This is a genomic window from Pseudomonas sp. FW305-3-2-15-E-TSA4, assembly GCF_058787295.1.
The window spans coordinates 241,631-259,083 of the sequence record NZ_JBYSZP010000007.1 but is presented as its reverse complement, the minus strand read 5'-3'; the positions used below and the strand labels follow the sequence as shown (position 1 = coordinate 259,083).

Annotated in this window: 17 protein-coding genes; 6 read left to right on the top strand and 11 right to left on the bottom strand. The window is 61.1% G+C overall.

The window, feature by feature from the left end; translation table 11 throughout:
* The first annotated feature begins 7 nt into the window (after positions 1-7).
* Positions 8-361 carry a hypothetical protein gene (locus tag AC3WMV_RS12285; protein ID WP_103368525.1) on the top strand — a complete coding sequence of 118 codons (354 nt, stop codon included), beginning with the start codon at positions 8-10 and terminating at the stop codon, positions 359-361.
* Positions 362-460: 99 nt separating this feature from the next.
* On the opposite strand, the gene AC3WMV_RS12280 is transcribed toward AC3WMV_RS12285, so the two are convergent.
* From AC3WMV_RS12280 to AC3WMV_RS12270, 3 genes are all read right to left on the bottom strand, one after another.
* Positions 461-736 (bottom strand): HU family DNA-binding protein, encoded by a 276-nt coding sequence (locus tag AC3WMV_RS12280; protein WP_003213368.1) that lies wholly within the window; start codon positions 734-736, stop codon positions 461-463.
* A 190-nt stretch (positions 737-926) separates the two neighbouring features.
* Positions 927-2,075, bottom strand: a complete 1,149-nt coding sequence (locus AC3WMV_RS12275; RefSeq protein WP_103368524.1) for an NAD(P)/FAD-dependent oxidoreductase — start codon at positions 2,073-2,075, stop codon at positions 927-929.
* A 20-nt stretch (positions 2,076-2,095) separates the two neighbouring features.
* Positions 2,096-2,263 carry a rubredoxin gene (locus AC3WMV_RS12270; protein ID WP_003229600.1) on the bottom strand — a complete coding sequence of 56 codons (168 nt, stop codon included), beginning with the start codon at positions 2,261-2,263 and terminating at the stop codon, positions 2,096-2,098.
* Between the two features lie 200 nt (positions 2,264-2,463).
* On the opposite strand from AC3WMV_RS12270, the gene AC3WMV_RS12265 reads away from it, so the two are divergent.
* Positions 2,464-3,024, top strand: a complete 561-nt coding sequence (locus AC3WMV_RS12265) for a chorismate--pyruvate lyase family protein (protein ID WP_103368523.1) — start codon at positions 2,464-2,466, stop codon at positions 3,022-3,024.
* Positions 3,024-3,914 (top strand): 4-hydroxybenzoate octaprenyltransferase, encoded by an 891-nt coding sequence (ubiA, locus tag AC3WMV_RS12260; protein ID WP_103368522.1) that lies wholly within the window; start codon positions 3,024-3,026, stop codon positions 3,912-3,914. The genes AC3WMV_RS12265 and ubiA overlap by 1 nt, the downstream gene beginning before the upstream one ends.
* A 113-nt stretch (positions 3,915-4,027) precedes the next feature.
* On the opposite strand, the gene AC3WMV_RS12255 is transcribed toward ubiA, so the two are convergent.
* Positions 4,028-4,411, bottom strand: coding sequence for a COG4315 family predicted lipoprotein (locus AC3WMV_RS12255; protein WP_027610374.1), 384 nt, complete (start codon positions 4,409-4,411; stop codon positions 4,028-4,030).
* Between the two features lie 151 nt (positions 4,412-4,562).
* On the opposite strand from AC3WMV_RS12255, the gene phoB reads away from it, so the two are divergent.
* The 3 genes from phoB (at position 4,563) to AC3WMV_RS12240 (ending at position 8,077) form a co-directional block, all read left to right on the top strand.
* Entirely contained in the window at positions 4,563-5,252 is a 690-nt protein-coding gene (phoB, locus tag AC3WMV_RS12250; protein ID WP_003229608.1) for a phosphate regulon transcriptional regulator PhoB, read from the top strand.
* Between the two features lie 74 nt (positions 5,253-5,326).
* Complete coding sequence (gene phoR / locus AC3WMV_RS12245) at positions 5,327-6,613, top strand: phosphate regulon sensor histidine kinase PhoR (RefSeq protein WP_207199136.1); 1,287 nt, start codon at positions 5,327-5,329, stop codon at positions 6,611-6,613.
* Between the two features lie 123 nt (positions 6,614-6,736).
* Positions 6,737-8,077 carry a hemolysin family protein gene (locus AC3WMV_RS12240; RefSeq protein WP_003229612.1) on the top strand — a complete coding sequence of 447 codons (1,341 nt, stop codon included), beginning with the start codon at positions 6,737-6,739 and terminating at the stop codon, positions 8,075-8,077.
* A 114-nt stretch (positions 8,078-8,191) separates the two neighbouring features.
* Here AC3WMV_RS12240 and AC3WMV_RS12235 read toward each other — a convergent pair whose 3' ends face one another.
* The 7 genes from AC3WMV_RS12235 to AC3WMV_RS12205 all read right to left on the bottom strand — a co-directional run bounded on the left by AC3WMV_RS12235 (position 8,192) and on the right by AC3WMV_RS12205 (position 17,452).
* Positions 8,192-9,088: a peptidoglycan DD-metalloendopeptidase family protein gene (locus tag AC3WMV_RS12235; RefSeq protein WP_103368521.1), complete on the bottom strand. Its 897-nt coding sequence runs from the start codon at positions 9,086-9,088 to the stop codon at positions 8,192-8,194.
* Positions 9,089-9,297: 209 nt separating this feature from the next.
* On the bottom strand, positions 9,298-10,257 hold the full coding sequence (locus AC3WMV_RS12230; RefSeq protein WP_027610371.1) for a response regulator: 960 nt from the start codon (positions 10,255-10,257) through the stop codon (positions 9,298-9,300).
* Between the two features lie 180 nt (positions 10,258-10,437).
* Positions 10,438-11,199 carry a phosphate signaling complex protein PhoU gene (gene phoU, locus AC3WMV_RS12225; RefSeq protein ID WP_003229617.1) on the bottom strand — a complete coding sequence of 254 codons (762 nt, stop codon included), beginning with the start codon at positions 11,197-11,199 and terminating at the stop codon, positions 10,438-10,440.
* Positions 11,200-11,269: 70 nt separating this feature from the next.
* Positions 11,270-12,103 (bottom strand): phosphate ABC transporter ATP-binding protein PstB, encoded by an 834-nt coding sequence (pstB, locus tag AC3WMV_RS12220; RefSeq protein WP_007962289.1) that lies wholly within the window; start codon positions 12,101-12,103, stop codon positions 11,270-11,272.
* 144 nt (positions 12,104-12,247) lie between these two features.
* Positions 12,248-13,918, bottom strand: a complete 1,671-nt coding sequence (gene pstA / locus AC3WMV_RS12215) for a phosphate ABC transporter permease PstA (RefSeq protein WP_007962288.1) — start codon at positions 13,916-13,918, stop codon at positions 12,248-12,250.
* A 15-nt stretch (positions 13,919-13,933) separates the two neighbouring features.
* Complete coding sequence (locus AC3WMV_RS12210) at positions 13,934-15,967, bottom strand: ABC transporter permease subunit (protein WP_178085252.1); 2,034 nt, start codon at positions 15,965-15,967, stop codon at positions 13,934-13,936.
* A gap of 483 nt (positions 15,968-16,450) precedes the next feature.
* The gene (locus tag AC3WMV_RS12205; RefSeq protein WP_011336616.1) at positions 16,451-17,452 is read right to left on the bottom strand and encodes a phosphate ABC transporter substrate-binding protein PstS; all 1,002 of its coding nucleotides are present in this window, start codon (positions 17,450-17,452) and stop codon (positions 16,451-16,453) included.
* Position 17,453 lies beyond the last annotated feature (1 nt).

Genomic DNA, 17,453 nt, shown 5'->3' with positions numbered 1-17,453 from the left:
TTACCTCATGGAATTGAAAGCCATATTTTTCGCAGCACTTATTTGGTTGCCAACAACTCAAGCGTCAGCGGACACCCCGCCACTGGACGGTCATTACTATCTGACTGGTGCAATGGAGATGGGCGCCGAGCTGCTGCTGCGCAAGGACGGCACGTTTGACGCGGGCGTGGCGTATGGCAGCGCTGACGGGTTTGCCAAGGGCACCTGGCAGGTGGAAAACCACACCGTGACGCTGAAAAGCAATACCAAACCGGCGTCGAACAGCGATTTGTCCGGCCTGTTCCAGGATCTGCAACTGGCGATCGAGCCGAACTGCCTGGCCGTGGATTTCGGCAACGGCAAGGCCTGCTTCCGGCGTTAACAAGCCGATTTTCAACCACAAAAAATGGGCACCCGACCGCAATCGGTGTGCCCATTTTTTATTGCAGTTCTCCCCGCTACTCAGGGAGTTCGCCGCAATTTAAGGATTGACGCTGTCTTTCAACGACTTGCCTGGCTTGAATGCCACGGTGTTGCTGGCCTTGATTTTCACCGGTTCACCGGTTTGCGGGTTCTTGCCGGTGCGGGCGCCGCGGTGGCGTTGCAGGAAGGTGCCGAAGCCCACCAGCGTGACGCTGTCCTTGCGGTGCAGAGCGCCGGTGATTTCTTCGAGGACGGCGTTGAGAACGCGGTTGGCCTGTTCTTTGGTCAGATCCGCTTTTTCAGCGATTGCAGCGGCGAGTTCTGGTTTACGCATTAGTGAAGCCCCTTTGACGGTTTTTTGTTGTTATGTCCGTGCTGTTCTCGTTGGAACAGCGCCCAAGGCGCCGCAGGCTCTACTCTGCGGCAGACGGGAGTGAGAATGGCACGCGGATACCGGCGGCGCCAGTCTCCCCGCGACCTTTGTAGGGGCAAAAGCGGGGTGATTCCGACAGAACGACCGGTATTTACGCCAGCAGGGCCGGAAGCTGTTTGTTCAGGGCGAGTTTTTCCATCACCGCCGCACCGGTCAGCGCGTAACCGAGCAACTGACCATCGGCGCTGCGGCACAGGGCCTTGATGTCGGCGCCCTGCCCTTCGACAGTCCAGACGCCTTCGCTGCCCCGTGGCGGTGGCGAAACGACCAACGGGCATACCGGGGTTTTCACCGTGATCGGCATCGCGCCGTAAGTTACGGCCGTCGGATTGCCGGCCAGGGTTTGTGCCAGCGCACGCGCACAGCTCATGAGGGGCATCACGTACAACAAATTCAGCCCATCGACCTCGGCACAGTCGCCCAGGGCGTAAATATTGGCGTGGGACGTCTTCAGATACCGGTCGACTACGACACCGCGATTGACCTGCACCCCGGCCGCCGCGGCCAGATCGATGCGCGGGCGCAGGCCGATGGCCGACACCACCACATCGCAGGCAATCACCTGACCGTCGGACAGATGCGCCTCCAGACCGTCAGCGACCTTCTGCAGGCGAGTCAGCACCGGGCCAAGGTGGAAACGCGCGCCCAGGCTTTCCAGCCCGGCCTGCACGGCTGCTGCAGCGGCCGGGTGCAGCAGCATCGGCATCACTTGCTCGCAGGGTGCCACCAGTTGCACCTCGTAGCCGCCGAGGATCAGATCGTTGGCGAATTCACAGCCGATCAGCCCGGCGCCTAGCAACAATACGCGGCGCTTGCCCGCAGCGGCTGCACGAAAGCGCGCGTAATCTTCGAGATCGTTGATCGGGAACACCCGATCGGCGCCATCACCTTCGATCGGCACACGCACGGTTTCCGCGCCCCAAGCGAGGATCAGGTCGCGGTAGTACACCGCTTCTTCGCCGATCCACAGGCGCTTGTGGCCAGCGTCGATGCCGCTAATGCGCGTGTGGGTACGCACTTCGGCCTTCAATTGCTCGGCCATCGCGCCGGGTTCGGCCATGCTCAGGCCATCGGCATCCTTGTTCTTGCCGAAACCGGTGGAGAGCATCGGTTTGGAGTAAGAGCGCCCGTCATCGGCGGTAATCAGCAGCAGCGGGGTTTCGCCATCGAGTTTGCGAAACTCGCGGGCCAGGTTGTAACCCGCAAGCCCGGTGCCGACGATTACGACAGGTGCGTTCATGCCTTACTCCTTGTTTGTGCTTAGTTGATTTCGATCATTTCGAAGTCCGACTTGCCGACGCCGCAGTCCGGGCACAGCCAGTCTTCCGGCACGTCCTGCCACAGGGTGCCCGGCGCGATGCCGTCATCCGGCCAACCGTCGGCTTCGTTGTAGATCAGGCCGCAGACGATGCATTGCCACTTTTTCATTCAGGTACTTCCTCAGGTTTCAGGCTTTTGTCGGCGCGGACGGTCGATGGTGGTTGCGCTGCCATCCGGCTCAGGGCGTTTTGTACTGAGGGTGCCGGGCAGATGCAAGCCTGTTCGGCGCAACGGCGCCCCGGATCCATCAAATTCGCAGCACGCCATGTTAAGCTCGCCGCCTCATTTGCGGCCAATAATGACTCATTGTGCAACATTCAAATGCCTCCCCGGCCCCGCTCTGGCTGACTCAAAGCCGACTGACGCCCCTTCCCGATTCGTTGACCCTGAACTGGTTGTTCGACGAAGGCTCGCTGACCCGCCGCCTGACGCGGCTGTCGAATGACGGCTTCAGCGTCACGCCGCTGTTCGAAGGCTGGGACACCCTGCGCCGCGACGAATGCGCGGCGCTGGAGCTGGCCGAAGGCAGCGAAGGCTGGGTGCGCGAGGTGTATCTGCGCGGTCACGGCGAGGCCTGGGTGTTCGCCCGCAGCGTGGCCTCCCGCGCCGCTCTGCAAGGCGACGGCTTGCACATGGACGAACTGGGCAGCCGCTCGCTGGGCGAACTGCTGTTTTGCGACCACGCCTTCCAGCGCCGCGCCATCGAGGTCTGTCACTACCCGCAGGACTGGCTGCCGCCAGCCTGTCGCGCGCCCGAACTGTGGGGCCGCCGCTCGCGCTTCGACCGTGGCGCCTTGAGTGTGCTGGTGGCGGAGATTTTCCTGCCGACGTTGTGGAGCGCCGCCCGCACCCATCCGGAGAACTGCTGATGTACCAGAGCCTGCTCAAGTCCCTGAACCGCTTGAACCCGCGCGCCTGGGATTTCATTCAGCTGACGCGCATGGACAAGCCGATCGGCATTTACTTGCTGCTGTGGCCGACCCTGTGGGCGCTATGGATTGCCGGTAAGGGCTCGCCGTCGCTGGCCAACATTGTGATTTTCGTCCTCGGTGTGGTGCTGACCCGCGCCGGTGGCTGTGTGATCAACGACTGGGCCGATCGCAAGGTCGACGGCCACGTTAAACGCACCGCGCAACGACCGCTGGCCAGCGGCAAGATCAATTCGAAAGAGGCGCTGGTGTTCTTCGCGCTGCTGATGGGCGTGAGTTTCCTGCTGGTGCTGTGCACCAATGCGCCGACCATCTGGCTGTCGCTGGGCGGTCTGGCGCTGGCGTTCACCTACCCGTTCATGAAGCGCTACACCTATTACCCGCAAGTGGTGCTCGGCGCGGCGTTCTCGTGGGGCATGCCGATGGCGTTCACCGCTGAAACCGGTGAACTGCCCGCCGCCGCGTGGCTGCTGTGGATTGCCAACCTGCTGTGGACGGTGGGTTACGACACCTATTACGCGATGACTGATCGTGACGACGACCTGAAGATCGGCGTGAAATCCACGGCGATTCTGTTCGGCGAGGCGGATCGGGTGATCATCCTGAGCTTGCAGGCATTGTCGCTGGGTTGCCTGCTGCTGGCAGGCTCGAAGTTCGAGCTGGGGACGTGGTTCCATCTCGGCCTGTTGGTGGCCGCTGGATGCTATGCGTGGGAGTTCTGGTACACCCGTGATCGCGACCGCATGCGTTGCTTCAAGGCGTTTCTGCACAACCACTGGGCCGGGCTGGCGATTTTTGTCGGGATCGTGCTGGATTACGCACTGCGTTGATCCACAAAACCTGTGGGAGCGGGCTTGCTCGCGAAGGCGTCGTGTCAGTTGGCCTCTTCGTCAACTGACACACCGCTTTCGCGAGCAAGCCCGCTCCCACAGGGGATTTGCGTTTACTTGGCCTTGGCGACGTGCCAGGCGCCGTCCATCTTGCCTTCACCGGTCATGTCACCAGCCTTCTTGTCCATGACGAAGGTGTACAGCGGTTTGCCCTCGTAGGCCCATTGCATCTTGCCATCGTCACGCTTGATCACGGTCCAGTCGCCCATGGACTTGTCGCCGGCCGTAGCCATTAGTGGTGGCCAGTTCGCCGCGCATTTGTCGTTGCACATGGACTTGCCCGCAGAGTCTTTGGCAAAGGTATACAGGGTCATGCCCTTGTGATCGGTAAACATGCCGTCCTTCTCCATCGCTGGCTCAGCAGCAAACGCCATGGTCGGTAAAGCAACGGCAGCAGCCATCAGCAGAGCTTTGAAAGAAGCAGTCATTTGAGTCATGGAAACCTTCTTTTGTGGTTGTCAGGATTCGGACTTAGAGCTTAGTCCAGGATCACGCCAACCGCCGGGCGACTAAAATACTGTCACACGACTGCAATAATTCCGTTATCTAATGCGGCGCAAGACAGTTAAATGACAAGAGGATTAAGGCATGGTTGGCAGGAGCATTCTGATCGTCGACGACGAAGCGCCCATTCGCGAAATGATCGCCGTTGCGTTGGAAATGGCCGGCTATGACTGCCTCGAGGCGGAGAACTCGCAGCAGGCACACGCCATCATTGTTGACCGCAAACCGGACCTGATCCTGCTCGACTGGATGCTGCCTGGCACCTCCGGCATCGAACTGGCCCGCCGTCTCAAGCGCGACGAGCTGACCGGGGACATCCCGATCATCATGCTCACCGCCAAGGGCGAAGAGGACAACAAGATCCAGGGTCTTGAAGTCGGCGCCGACGACTACATCACCAAACCGTTTTCTCCACGCGAACTGGTCGCACGCCTCAAGGCTGTGCTGCGCCGCGCCGGCCCGACCGATGGCGAAGCGCCAATCGAAGTCGGCGGCCTGCTGCTCGACCCGATCAGCCATCGCGTGACCATCGACGGCCGTCCGGCCGAGATGGGCCCGACCGAATACCGTCTGCTGCAATTCTTCATGACCCACCAGGAACGCGCCTACACGCGCGGGCAGTTGCTGGATCAGGTCTGGGGCGGCAACGTCTATGTTGAAGAGCGCACCGTCGACGTGCACATCCGCCGCCTGCGCAAGGCCCTCGGCGACGCTTACGAAAATCTGGTACAAACCGTGCGCGGCACCGGCTACCGGTTTTCCACCAAGGCCTGATCCGACCGCCAGACTCGCTGACAAGGACCGTATTTTCCGTGAATCAAAACTGGCATGGCACCCTGATTCGCCACATGCTGTTGCTGGTCACAGCGTGTCTGGTGATCGGCCTGATCACCGGCTATTACGGCTGGAGCCTCGCTGCCGGCCTGGGCATTTACCTGGCCTGGACGCTCAAGCAACTGTTGCGTCTGCACGAATGGCTGCGCCTGCACCAACCCGATGAAGCACCGCCCGACGGCTATGGCCTGTGGGGCGAGGTGTTCGACAGCATCTACCACCTGCAACGCCGCGACCAACGGGTGCGCGGGCGCCTGCAAGCGGTGATCGACCGGGTGCAGGAGTCCACCGCCGCGCTCAAAGACGCGGTGATCATGCTCGACAGCGACGGCAACCTGGAATGGTGGAACCGCGCCGCCGAAACCCTGCTCGGCCTCAAGACCCCGCAGGACAGCGGCCAACCGGTGACCAACCTGGTACGGCATCCGCGCTTCAAGGAGTACTTCGAGCAGGAAAGCTACGCCGAACCGCTGGAAATCCCTTCGCCGACCAATGATCGCGTGCGCATTCAGCTGTACCTGACGCGCTACGGCAACAACGAGCACTTGATGCTGGTGCGCGATGTCACGCGTATCCATCAGCTGGAACAGATGCGCAAAGACTTCATCGCCAACGTCTCCCACGAACTGCGCACGCCGCTGACGGTGATCTGCGGCTACCTGGAAACCCTGCTCGACAATGTCGAGGAAGTGAACCCGCGCTGGAGCCGCGCGCTGCAACAGATGCAGCAACAGGGCGGGCGCATGCAGACGCTGCTCAACGACCTGCTGCTGTTAGCGAAACTGGAAGCCACCGATTACCCGTCGGACAACCAGCCAGTGCAGATCGACGCCCTGCTGCAGTCAATCAAGAGCGACGCCCAGCAGTTGTCCGGGCAGAAGAACCAGAAAATCACTCTCGAAGCCGATGCGCGCATCCTGCTCAAGGGCAGCGAGGCGGAACTGCGCAGCGCCTTCTCCAACCTGGTGTTCAACGCGGTGAAATACACCCCGGCCGAAGGCAATATCCGCATTCGCTGGTGGGGTGACGAGCAAGGCGCGCACCTGAGCGTGCAGGATTCCGGGATCGGCATCGACAGCAAGCACCTGCCGCGCCTGACCGAACGCTTCTACCGCGTCGACTCCAGCCGCAACTCCAACACTGGCGGCACCGGGCTGGGCCTGGCGATCGTCAAACACGTGTTGCTGCGCCACCGCGCGCGGATGGAGATCAGCAGCGTGCCCGGTCATGGCAGCACGTTCACCTGCCATTTCGCCCCGGCCCAGGTGGCCCAGGCACGGGCCATCAGTGCCGCCGAGTGATACCGGCCAGCACGCGCCACTAGGCAATCGCCATGTCAGCCGCTACATTGACTGACTTGCGTCTGCCTTTCAGGCGCGATTTCTTCTCTCTTACGAATCACACGGAACCTGCAAAACTCCATCATGGACCCTTCCCCTGGCTTGTCCCTCGCTACGATTTTCGCCGATTTCGGCATGATTCTTTTCGCTCTGATCCTGGTTTTGCTCAACGGCTTCTTCGTTGCGGCGGAATTCGCCATGGTCAAACTGCGCTCGACCCGGGTCGAGGCCATCGCCGACAAGAACGGCTGGCGCGGGCATATCCTGCGCACCGTACACAGTCAGCTCGATGCGTACCTCTCGGCGTGTCAGCTCGGTATCACCCTCGCCTCCCTCGGTCTGGGCTGGGTCGGTGAGCCGGCATTCGCGCACATTCTTGAACCGCTGCTGAGCGCGGTCGGCGTGCAGTCGCCGGAAGTGGTCAAAGGCATTTCGTTCTTCACCGCGTTCTTCATCATTTCCTACCTGCACATCGTGGTCGGTGAGCTGGCGCCCAAGTCGTGGGCGATCCGCAAACCCGAGCTGCTGTCGCTGTGGACGGCGGTGCCGCTGTACCTGTTCTACTGGGCGATGTACCCGGCGATCTACCTGCTCAACGCCAGCGCCAACGCGATTCTGCGGATCGCCGGCCAAGGCGAGCCCGGCCCGCACCACGAACACCATTACAGCCGCGAAGAACTGAAACTGATCCTGCACTCCAGCCGTGGTCAGGACCCGAGCGACCAAGGCATGCGCGTGCTGGCCTCGGCGGTGGAGATGGGCGAACTGGAAGTGGTCGACTGGGCCAACTCCCGCGAAGACCTGATCACCCTGGAATTCAACGCGCCGCTGAAAGAAATCCTCGCGATGTTCCGTCGCCACAAGTTCAGCCGGTATCCGGTATACGACAGCGAACGTCAGGAGTTCGTCGGCCTGCTGCACATCAAGGACCTGCTGCTGGAGCTGGCGGCGCTGGACCACATTCCGGAGTCGTTCAACCTGGCTGAACTGACCCGCCCGCTGGAGCGCGTATCGCGGCACATGCCGCTGTCGCAGCTGCTGGAGCAGTTCCGCAAGGGCGGCTCGCACTTCGCCGTGGTCGAAGAGGCCGACGGCAACATCATCGGCTACCTGACCATGGAAGACGTACTGGAAGTGCTGGTCGGCGACATCCAGGACGAACACCGCAAGGCCGAGCGCGGGATCCTCGCGTATCAGCCGGGCAAGCTGCTGGTGCGTGGTGATACGCCGCTGTTCAAGGTTGAACGCCTGCTCGGAATCGACCTGGATCACATCGAAGCCGAAACCCTCGCCGGTCTGGTCTACGAGACCCTGAAACGAGTGCCGGAAGAGGAAGAAGTGCTGGAAGTCGAAGGCCTGCGGATCATCATCAAGAAGATGAAAGGGCCGAAGATTGTGCTGGCGAAGGTGTTGATGCTGGATTGATGGGCTGATCGGGCACCGCGCCGATTCCTTCGCGAGCAGGCTCGCTCCCACAGTTGAAATGCATTCCAGGGTGGGAGCGAGCCTGCTCGCGAAGGGGCCAACAGATACAACACATCACTGTTTGCCCAACGCAAAGTTGGGCAACGCCCCCAGTGGTTGATTGAACTGATACGGAATCGACACCAGCCCCTGCCCGGTATTGCGCTGCACCACAAAGTGCAGGTGCGGGCCGCTGCTGTTGCCGGTATTGCCGGACAGCGCCAGCGGGCTGCCAACCGTCACCCGCTGCCCCTCGTGTACGCTCACCGAACCTTGCTTGAGATGCAGGTACACACCCATCGTGCCGTCGTCGTGCAGCACCCGGACGAAATTGCCGGAGGCATCGTTGCCGCGCCCGCTCTGTGAATTTTCGGTTTTCACCACCACCCCGGCCCGTGCGGCAATGATCGGTGTCCCCACCGGCATGGCGATGTCCATCGCATACCGGTTCTTCGGCCCATAGTGGCTGTACTGGCCGTTGGCACCCTGACTGAGACGGAACGGCCCGCCCCGCCACGGCAACGGATAGCGATAGCTCTGCGCAGCGCCTGCGGGGTCACCCAGCGAGTACTGGAATTGCGGCGAATACACCAGCGGCTGACCCCGGCTGATCGCCGTCAGCAACGCCAACCGCGTATTGCTGCGCGCCGGCAGCACCCGGCGAATCGTCTGCGCCGGAGCGCCACGCACATTGCTCAGGCCGGTAAACGCCAGCGCAATCTCGACCGGCGCATACAGATCGTTGCGCACGAACACCACGTCGCTGCCCTTCTGCTTCTTGATGTCGAGGTACACCTGACGTTCGAGGTGCTCGACCATGCGGTCCTGAAACACGAACACCTGCGAGCCTTTGCTCGGCCGGTCGCTGTACGAGACCACACCGTTGGCATCGGTGGATTTGTAGATGGTCATGGCCACAGTCGAGGTGGAGGCCAGGAAAAGACCACAGAAAAACAGCAGGCGCGCGAGCATGGGCAAAGAGTCTGTCGAAGGAAGGCCTGGAAATGAGCCTAGCAGGTGAAGCAGACCAGGCTAGTCGACAGATGTTTCAAATTGGGCGGTCTGGGAAATCGATGTCGTAAGTGATGGCCCCTTCGCGAGCAGGCTCGCTCCCACCTATGAAATGCATTTCAAGGTGAGAGCGGGCTTGCTCGCGAAGGCGGTGTGTCAGGCGACGAGGATCAAGCGCCCGGAACGAAGTGCTTCTGCGCCGTGCCGCGGGCGATCAGGCGGGAGATGTAATCGAGCTTCTGCGCATCCTGGTCGACGAAACGGAAAGTCAGTTGCAGCCAGTCGCTGTCGGCTTTCTGCTCGTGGGCAACGATGGCGTGCAGGTAGCCGTTGAGGCGGGCGATTTCGGCGTTGTCGCCCTGCTCCAGGTCGAGCACGGCGCTGTCGAGGATCTGCGGCAGGGTGTCAGTGCGTTTCACTACCAGCAGCGCTTCCTTGATGCTCAGGGCCTTGATCACGCATTGCTGGGTGCCACTTGGCAGGCGCAACTGGCCCTGGCCACGACCACCGACTGGCGCTTTCGAGGCAGCCGGGGCCTGCACCGGCGGGCTGTTGAGCAAACCGCGCGACGGCGCAGCAGCTGGCGTTGGCGCGACAACAGCCGGTTTGGCAAACGGATTGACCGCAGCAGCGGCCGCCGGCGCAGCACCGACCACGGCAGGCTTGCCGCCGGTCAATGCGCTCAGGGAATCGTTGCCGAACGCCGAGTTCATCTTGGTCGGCGCACTGTTCATCAGGGTGTCGAGCTTGCCAACCTTGTTCAGCGCCTGCTTGACCTTGGTCAGCAGTTGTTCGTTGGTGAACGGCTTGCTGACGTAGCCGGAAACCCCGGCCTGGATCGCCTGCACCACGTTCTCTTTATCGCCACGGCTGGTGACCATGACGAACGGCATGGTCTTGAGATTGTCCTGCTCGCGGCACCAGGTCAGCAGCTCGAGGCCGGACATTTCCGGCATTTCCCAGTCGCACAGCACCAGGTCAAACGCTTCCCTGGCCAGCATGGCCTGGGCCTTTTTGCCGTTGACGGCGTCCTCGGTGCGGATCCCCGGGAAGTAATTACGCAGGCACTTTTTCACCAGGTCACGAATGAACGAAGCATCGTCCACGACCAACACACTGATCTTGCTCATCCAACACCCCTATAAAAATCCCGGCAAGCATACCGCTTTTACTGATGGCACATCGCCAACAATCTTCAGTCACGCCGGGACTTTTCGTTCGCGGGTGCTGCTTTTTAATTCGATTTCCTGATTCAGGCGCCCTAAACAAAAACGCCCGGCCAAAGGGCCGGGCGCTTTTCTCAGGCAATCTTACTTATCGTCAGCATTGCCCGGAACATTAGCGGTTTCGCCGCTTGTACCTTCAACTTCTTCTTTCATGCGTTTGAGGCCCAGGTGGCGCACATCGGTGCCGCGCACCAGGTAGATCACCAGTTCCGAGATGTTGCGCGCATGATCGCCGATGCGTTCCAGCGAACGCAGCACCCAGATGATGCTCAGAACCCGCGAGATAGAGCGCGGGTCTTCCATCATGTAGGTCGCCAGCTCGCGCAGGGCGGTCTTGTATTCGCGGTCGATGACCTTGTCGTACTGCGCCACCGACAGCGCCAGATCGGCATCGAAGCGGGCAAACGCGTCCAGCGCATCGCGAACCATGTTGCGCACCTGATCGCCGATGTGACGGACCTCGACGTAACCGCGCGGCGCTTCACCTTCTTCGCACAGCTGAATGGCGCGACGGGCGATCTTGGTCGCTTCGTCGCCGATGCGCTCCAGATCGATCACCGACTTGGAGATGCTGATGATCAGCCGCAGGTCGGACGCCGCCGGCTGACGACGGGCGAGAATGCGCAGGCATTCTTCGTCGATGTTGCGTTCCATCTGGTTGATCTGGTCGTCGATCTCGCGCACCTGCTGGGCCAGACCGGAATCGGCCTCAATCAGCGCGGTGACCGCGTCGTTGACCTGCTTCTCGACCAGCCCGCCCATGGCCAGGAGGTGGCTGCGCACTTCCTCAAGCTCGGCGTTGAACTGCGCGGAGATGTGGTGGGTAAGGCCTTCTTTACTAATCATGGTGGCGTCCTTGGAGCGTCCGGTAAGGTGCGGTGGGCCGCAGCGTCAATTCTGTGAATAACCGCAACTGTCAGCCGTAACGACCGGTGATGTAGTCTTCGGTCTGTTTCTTCGCCGGATTGGTGAACAGGGTATCGGTGTCGCCGAATTCCACCAGTTTGCCCATGTACATGAACGCCGTGTAGTCGGAAACCCGCGCGGCCTGCTGCATGTTGTGGGTCACGATGACGATGGTGAACTTGGACTTCAGCTCGTAGATCAGCTCTTCGACTTTCAGGGTCGAGATCGGATCGAGGGCCGAGCACGGTTCGTCGAGCAGCAACACTTCCGGTTCAACGGCGATGGTGCGCGCGATCACCAGACGCTGCTGCTGACCACCGGACAGGCCGAGTGCCGAGTCGTGCAGACGGTCTTTGACTTCGTCCCACAGTGCCGCGCCTTTCAATGCCCACTCGACCGCTTCGTCGAGAATGCGCTTCTTGTTGATGCCCTGGATGCGCAGCCCGTAGACCACGTTTTCGTAGATGGTCTTGGGGAACGGGTTGGGCTTCTGGAACACCATGCCGACGCGGCGACGCAGCTCGGCAACGTCTTCACCTTTGCGGTAGATGTTGTTGCCGTACAGGTTGATCGCACCTTCGACACGGCAACCGTCAACCAGATCGTTCATGCGGTTGAAAGTACGCAGCAGCGTGGACTTGCCGCAGCCGGACGGGCCGATGAACGCGGTCACGCGCTGTTTCGGAATGTTCATGCTGACGTCGAACAGCGCCTGCTTCTCGCCGTAGAACAGGCTCAGGCCCGGGACTTCGATGGCCACGGTTTCCTGCTCAAGGCTCAGGCTCTGCTTGTCGCGACCCAGGGCCGACATGTTGATGCCGTGGGTATGTGTTTCGTGCTGCATGGGAGGCTCCCTGTGCTAACAAATTCGGTTCGGTTTTTGTGGGAGCCAGCCTGCTGGCGATTCAGGCGCTGCGGTTCGTCTATGAAACCGCGGTGATGCCTTCGCGAGCAGGCTCGCTCCCACATAGAAATCAGTGCTGCAAAATCAGCTATCCAGCGCTTTGTATTTTTCGCGCAGGTGGTTACGGATCCACACCGCCGACAGGTTCAACGTGGCGATCACCAGCACCAGCAGCAGCGCCGTGGCGTACACCAGCGGTCGTGCCGCTTCGACGTTCGGGCTCTGGAAGCCGACGTCGTAGATGTGGAAGCCCAAGTGCATGATCTTCTGGTCCAGGTGCAGGTACGGGTAGTTGCCGTCCACCGGCAGCGACGGCGCCAGTTTCACCACACCCACCAGCATCAGCGGCGCCACTTCACCGGCGGCGCGGGCCACGGCGAGGATCATGCCGGTCATCATTGCCGGGCTGGCCATTGGCAGGACGATCTTCCACAACGTTTCCGCCTTGGTCGCGCCCAGCGCCAGCGAGCCTTCACGGACGGTGCGCGGGATACGCGCCAGACCTTCCTCGGTCGCCACGATCACCACCGGCACCGCCAGCAGCGCCAGGGTCAGCGAGGCCCAGAGCAGACCCGGAGTACCGAACGTCGGCGCCGGCAGTGCTTCGGGGAAGAACAATCGGTCGACCGAACCACCCAGCACGTAAACGAAGAAGCCCAGACCGAACACGCCGTAGACGATCGCCGGAACGCCGGCGAGGTTGTTCACGGCGATGCGGATGATCCGGGTCAGGGCGTTCTGCTTGGCGTACTCACGCAGGTAGACCGCCGCCAGCACGCCGAACGGGGTGACGATCATCGCCATGATCAAAGTCATCATCACCGTGCCGAAAATCGCCGGGAAGATCCCGCCTTCGGTGTTCGCTTCACGCGGATCGTCGGAAAGGAATTCCCAGACCTTGCTGAAGTAGAAACCGATCTTGGTCATCGTGCCCATGGCATTCGGCTGATAGGCGTGAACCACTTTGCCCAGGCTGATTTCGATCTCTTTGCCGTTGGCATCGCGAGCAGTCAACGCGTCGCGGTTGAACTGCGCATGCAGATCGCTCAGACGCGCTTCGATGTCCTGATAACGCGCGTTCAGCTCGGCACGCTCGGCGTCCATGTCCGCTTGCGCGGTGGCGTCGAGCTTGCCGTCGAGTTCCAGTTTGCGCCCGTGCAGACGGATGCGCTCGAGCCCTGCGTTGATCGCACCGATGTCGGTCTTTTCCAGCGATTTGAGTTGTGCAGCAAGGCCGTTCACACGGTTGATCCGCGCTTGCAGCTCAGGCCAGGCCGCTTCGCCTTCGGCGATCACCTTGCCGTCCTGTTTGACGTTGACCAGGTAGCCGTAGAAGTTGCCCCACTCGCGACGCTCGATCGCCATCAGTTCCGGCGGCGTGGTCTGCTTGGTCAGCCATTCGCCGACCACCCAGGTGAAGTCGTTGCCGTTCAGGTCACGGTTGCCGACCTTGATCAGCTCGCGGGTCATGAATTCCGGGCCCTGATCAGGCACCGGCAGGCCGGCGCTCTTCAGGCGTGCGCGCGGCACTTCTTCTTTCTGTACCACTTCGCCAATGACCAGGTGATTGGCCTGGCCCGGTACGTCGTAGCTGGCGTGGATCAGGTCCGCCGGCCAGAAGTGACCCAGACCGCGCACGGCAATCACCGCCAGCAGGCCAATGGTCATGATGACCGCGATGGACACCGCGCCACCGCTGATCCAGACGCCCGGGGCGCCGCTCTTGAACCATCCATTCAGGGAGTTCTGTTTCACAGACTTCTACCTTTCTTAAAGCGACGAGTATTTCTTGCGCAGACGCTGACGAATCAGTTCTGCCAGGGTGTTCATGACGAAGGTGAACAACAGCAGCACCAGCGCCGAGAGGAACAGCACGCGGTAGTGGCTGCCGCCGACTTCCGACTCGGGCATTTCCACCGCGACGTTGGCGGCCAGGGTGCGCAGGCCTTCGAACAGGTTCATTTCCATGACCGGGGTATTACCCGTGGCCATCAGCACGATCATGGTTTCGCCGACCGCACGGCCCATGCCGATCATCAGTGCGGAGAAGATGCCCGGGCTGGCGGTGAGGATCACCACGCGGGTCATGGTCTGCCACGGCGTGGCACCGAGCGCCAGGGAACCGAGGGTCAGGCCGCGCGGCACACTGAACACGGCGTCTTCGGCAATCGAGTAGATGTTCGGGATCACCGCAAAACCCATCGCCAGACCGACCACCAGAGCGTTGCGCTGGTCGTAGGTGATGCCCAGGTCGTGGGAGATCCACATGCGCATGTCACCGCCGAAGAACCAGTTCTCCATGTACGGACTCATGTACAGCGACAGCCAACCGACAAACAGGATCACCGGAATCAGCAGCGCACTTTCCCAGCCGTCCGGGACTTTCAGGCGGATCGACTCAGGCAGACGACTGAAGGTAAAACCGGCGACCAGAATGCCGATCGGCAACAGCATCAGCAGGCTGAAGATGCCCGGCAGATGCCCTTCTACATACGGCGCGAGGAACAGACCGGCGAAGAACCCGAGGATCACCGTCGGCATCGCTTCCATCAGCTCGATCACCGGTTTGACCTTGCGGCGCATGCCCGGGGCCATGAAGTAGGCGGTGTAGATCGCTGCGGCAACCGCCAGCGGCGCAGCCAGCAGCATGGCGTAGAACGCCGCCTTCAGGGTGCCGAAGGTCAGTGGCGACAGGCTCAGTTTCGGTTCGAAATCGGTGTTGGCGGCGGTCGATTGCCAGACGTATTTAGGCTCGTCGTAGTTCTCGTACCAGACCTTGCTCCACAACGCGCTCCACGACACTTCCGGGTGCGGGTTGTCGAGCAGCAGCGGTTGCAGCTTGCCGCCGGCCTCGACGATCACCCGGTTGGCGCGCGGCGACAGACCGAACAGGCCCTGGCCTTCGGCCACCGGCTCGACCAGCAGGGTGCGGTGCGCGGTGCTGTGGAACACGCCGAGCTTGCCGCTGGCATCGAGGGCCACGAAGCCCTTGCGACGCTCTTCGGCGGTAATTTCAACAATCGGCGTGGTGCCCATCTGGAAGGTGCGGATCTGCTTCAGGCGCAGCTCGCCATCGGTATCGCGAGCCATGAACCACTGGGCCAGACCACCCTTGGAATCACCGATGATCAGCGAGATGCCGCCCACCAGTTGCGTGCTCGCGGTGACTTCGGCGTCAGCGTTTTCCAGCAGTTTGTAGCGACCGTTGAGGCTCTTGTCGCGCAGGCTGAACACGTCGGCCTGGGCACGCCCGTTGACCACGTACAGCCATTGCTGGCGCGGGTCGACGAAGATGTTTTTCACCGGTTCAGTCATCTGCGGCAGCTCGATACGCTTCTGCTCGTTGCTGACTTCGCCGGTCATCATGTTTTCTTCGCTGGTCAGCGCCAGCACATTGAGTTGCGAACCGGTCGAGCCGACCAGCATCAGCGTCGAATCGGTGGCGTTGAGGCTGACGTGCTCCAGCGCCCCGCCGCTCTCGTTCACCGCGATCGGCGCTTCGCCATACGGGTATTCGATGGCCGGAGTGATGGTTTTCTTGCCATCGGGGTAGCTGACTTTATAGGTGTGACGGAACACCAGCGCCTGACCGTTGGACAGACCCACGGCTACCAGCGGATGACCTGGCTGGTCTTCGCCAATGGAGGTCACGGTGGTGCCAGCTGGCACAGGCAGATCGACGCGCTTCAATTCAGCGCCACTGTCGATGTCAAAGAACAGCGCCTGGCCCTTGTCGGAAACGCGCATCGCCACCTGATTCTGCTCTTCGAGCGAAATCATCAGCGGCTTGCCGGCGTCCTGCATCCAGGCTGGGGTAATGGCATCTTTCGCGGTCAGGCTGGCACCCTGGAACAACGGTGCAACGACGTAGGCGAGGAAGAAGAAGATCAGGGTGATGGCTGCCAGCACCGCCAGACCGCCAACGAGGACGTACCAGCGGGTGAAGCGATCCTTGAGCGCGCGAATGCGGCGCTTGCGTTGCAGCTCAGGCGTATTGAAATCAATGCGCTTGGGAGGGGAAGTCGTAGTCATTGGGGAATTGGCCAGATCATTCATGCGCTCACCCTAGCGATCCTGTATGACAGAAAGATGACAGTGCAGTGACGCAGCAAATCCACCGCCAGCGGGTACTGGAGGAGGATCAGAGAATTCGAAGATTCTGTGGGAGCGGGCTTGCTCGCGAAAGCGCTTATTCAGTCAACGAAGATGCCGAATCTGAAGGCCTCTTCGCGAGCAAGCCCGCTCCCACAGTGGAGTCCGAAGGGTATTTACTACGGACTCAGTTTGTTACTTTTTTGCGACTTCAGCGCCGCCTTCCTGCAGACCCAGGTCAGCCAGTGCTTTTGCAGCAACCTTGGCCGGCAGTGGGATGTAGCCGTCTTTCACCACAACTTCCTGGCCCTGTTTGGACAGAACCAGTTTCACGAACTCGGCTTCCAGCGGGGCCAGAGGCTTGTTCGGGGCCTTGTTCACGTAAACGTAGAGGAAGCGCGACAGCGGGTACTTGCCGTTCAGGGCGTTTTCTTCGGTGTCTTCGATGAAGTCAGTGCTGCCTTTCTTCGACAGAGCAACGGTCTTCACGCTGGCAGTCTTGTAGCCGATGCCCGAGTAACCGATGCCGTTCAGCGAGGAGCTGATCGACTGCACGACCGACGCCGAACCTGGTTGCTCGTTGACGTTAGGCTTGTAGTCGCCTTTGCACAGGGCTTCTTCCTTGAAGTAGCCGTAAGTGCCGGATACCGAGTTACGACCGAACAGTTGCACTGGCTTGTTGGCCAGGTCGCCGGTCACACCCAGGTCGCCCCAGGTTTTCACGTCGGCTTTGGCGCCGCACAGACGGGTGGACGAGAAGATCGCGTCAACCTGTTCCATGGTCAGGTGCTGGATCGGGTTGTCCTTGTGCACGAACACCGCCAGGGCGTCCACGGCCACCGGGATAGCGGTTGGCTTGTAGCCGTATTTCTGTTCGAAGGCCGCCAGTTCGGTGTCCTTCATCTTGCGGCTCATCGGGCCGAGGTTGGAGGTGCCTTCAGTCAGCGCAGGTGGCGCGGTGGCGGAGCCAGCGGCCTGAATCTGGATGTTTACGTTCGGGTATTCTTTCTTGTAGTTCTCAGCCCACAGGGTCATGAGGTTAGCCAGGGTATCGGAGCCGACGCTGGACAGGTTGCCCGACACACCAGTGGTTTTGGTGTAGCTCGGGATAGCAGGGTCAACAGCGGCAACCGCGTTGGCAGTCGCAACGCCAGCAGCGACAAAAGTCATTGCCGCCATCAAACGCTTCAGTTTCATG

Excerpts from the sequence above, each read along its gene's own strand:
- AC3WMV_RS12275 (WP_103368524.1), bottom strand. The coding sequence starts at position 2,075 with ATGAACGCACCTGTCGTAATCGTCGGCACCGGGCTTGCGGGTTACAAC.
- phoB (WP_003229608.1), top strand. The coding sequence starts at position 4,563 with ATGGTTGGCAGGAGCATTCTGATCGTCGACGACGAAGCGCCCATTCGC.
- AC3WMV_RS12255 (WP_027610374.1), bottom strand. The coding sequence starts at position 4,411 with ATGACTCAAATGACTGCTTCTTTCAAAGCTCTGCTGATGGCTGCTGCC.
- ubiA (WP_103368522.1), top strand. The coding sequence starts at position 3,024 with ATGTACCAGAGCCTGCTCAAGTCCCTGAACCGCTTGAACCCGCGCGCC.
- AC3WMV_RS12230 (WP_027610371.1), bottom strand. The coding sequence starts at position 10,257 with ATGAGCAAGATCAGTGTGTTGGTCGTGGACGATGCTTCGTTCATTCGT.
- AC3WMV_RS12210 (WP_178085252.1), bottom strand. The coding sequence starts at position 15,967 with ATGCAGGACGCCGGCAAGCCGCTGATGATTTCGCTCGAAGAGCAGAAT.
- phoU (WP_003229617.1), bottom strand. The coding sequence starts at position 11,199 with ATGATTAGTAAAGAAGGCCTTACCCACCACATCTCCGCGCAGTTCAAC.
- AC3WMV_RS12235 (WP_103368521.1), bottom strand. The coding sequence starts at position 9,088 with ATGCTCGCGCGCCTGCTGTTTTTCTGTGGTCTTTTCCTGGCCTCCACC.
- phoR (WP_207199136.1), top strand. The coding sequence starts at position 5,327 with ATGCTGTTGCTGGTCACAGCGTGTCTGGTGATCGGCCTGATCACCGGC.
- AC3WMV_RS12285 (WP_103368525.1), top strand. The coding sequence starts at position 8 with ATGGAATTGAAAGCCATATTTTTCGCAGCACTTATTTGGTTGCCAACA.
- AC3WMV_RS12280 (WP_003213368.1), bottom strand. The coding sequence starts at position 736 with ATGCGTAAACCAGAACTCGCCGCTGCAATCGCTGAAAAAGCGGATCTG.
- AC3WMV_RS12205 (WP_011336616.1), bottom strand. The coding sequence starts at position 17,452 with ATGAAACTGAAGCGTTTGATGGCGGCAATGACTTTTGTCGCTGCTGGC.
- AC3WMV_RS12270 (WP_003229600.1), bottom strand. The coding sequence starts at position 2,263 with ATGAAAAAGTGGCAATGCATCGTCTGCGGCCTGATCTACAACGAAGCC.
- pstB (WP_007962289.1), bottom strand. The coding sequence starts at position 12,103 with ATGCAGCACGAAACACATACCCACGGCATCAACATGTCGGCCCTGGGT.
- AC3WMV_RS12240 (WP_003229612.1), top strand. The coding sequence starts at position 6,737 with ATGGACCCTTCCCCTGGCTTGTCCCTCGCTACGATTTTCGCCGATTTC.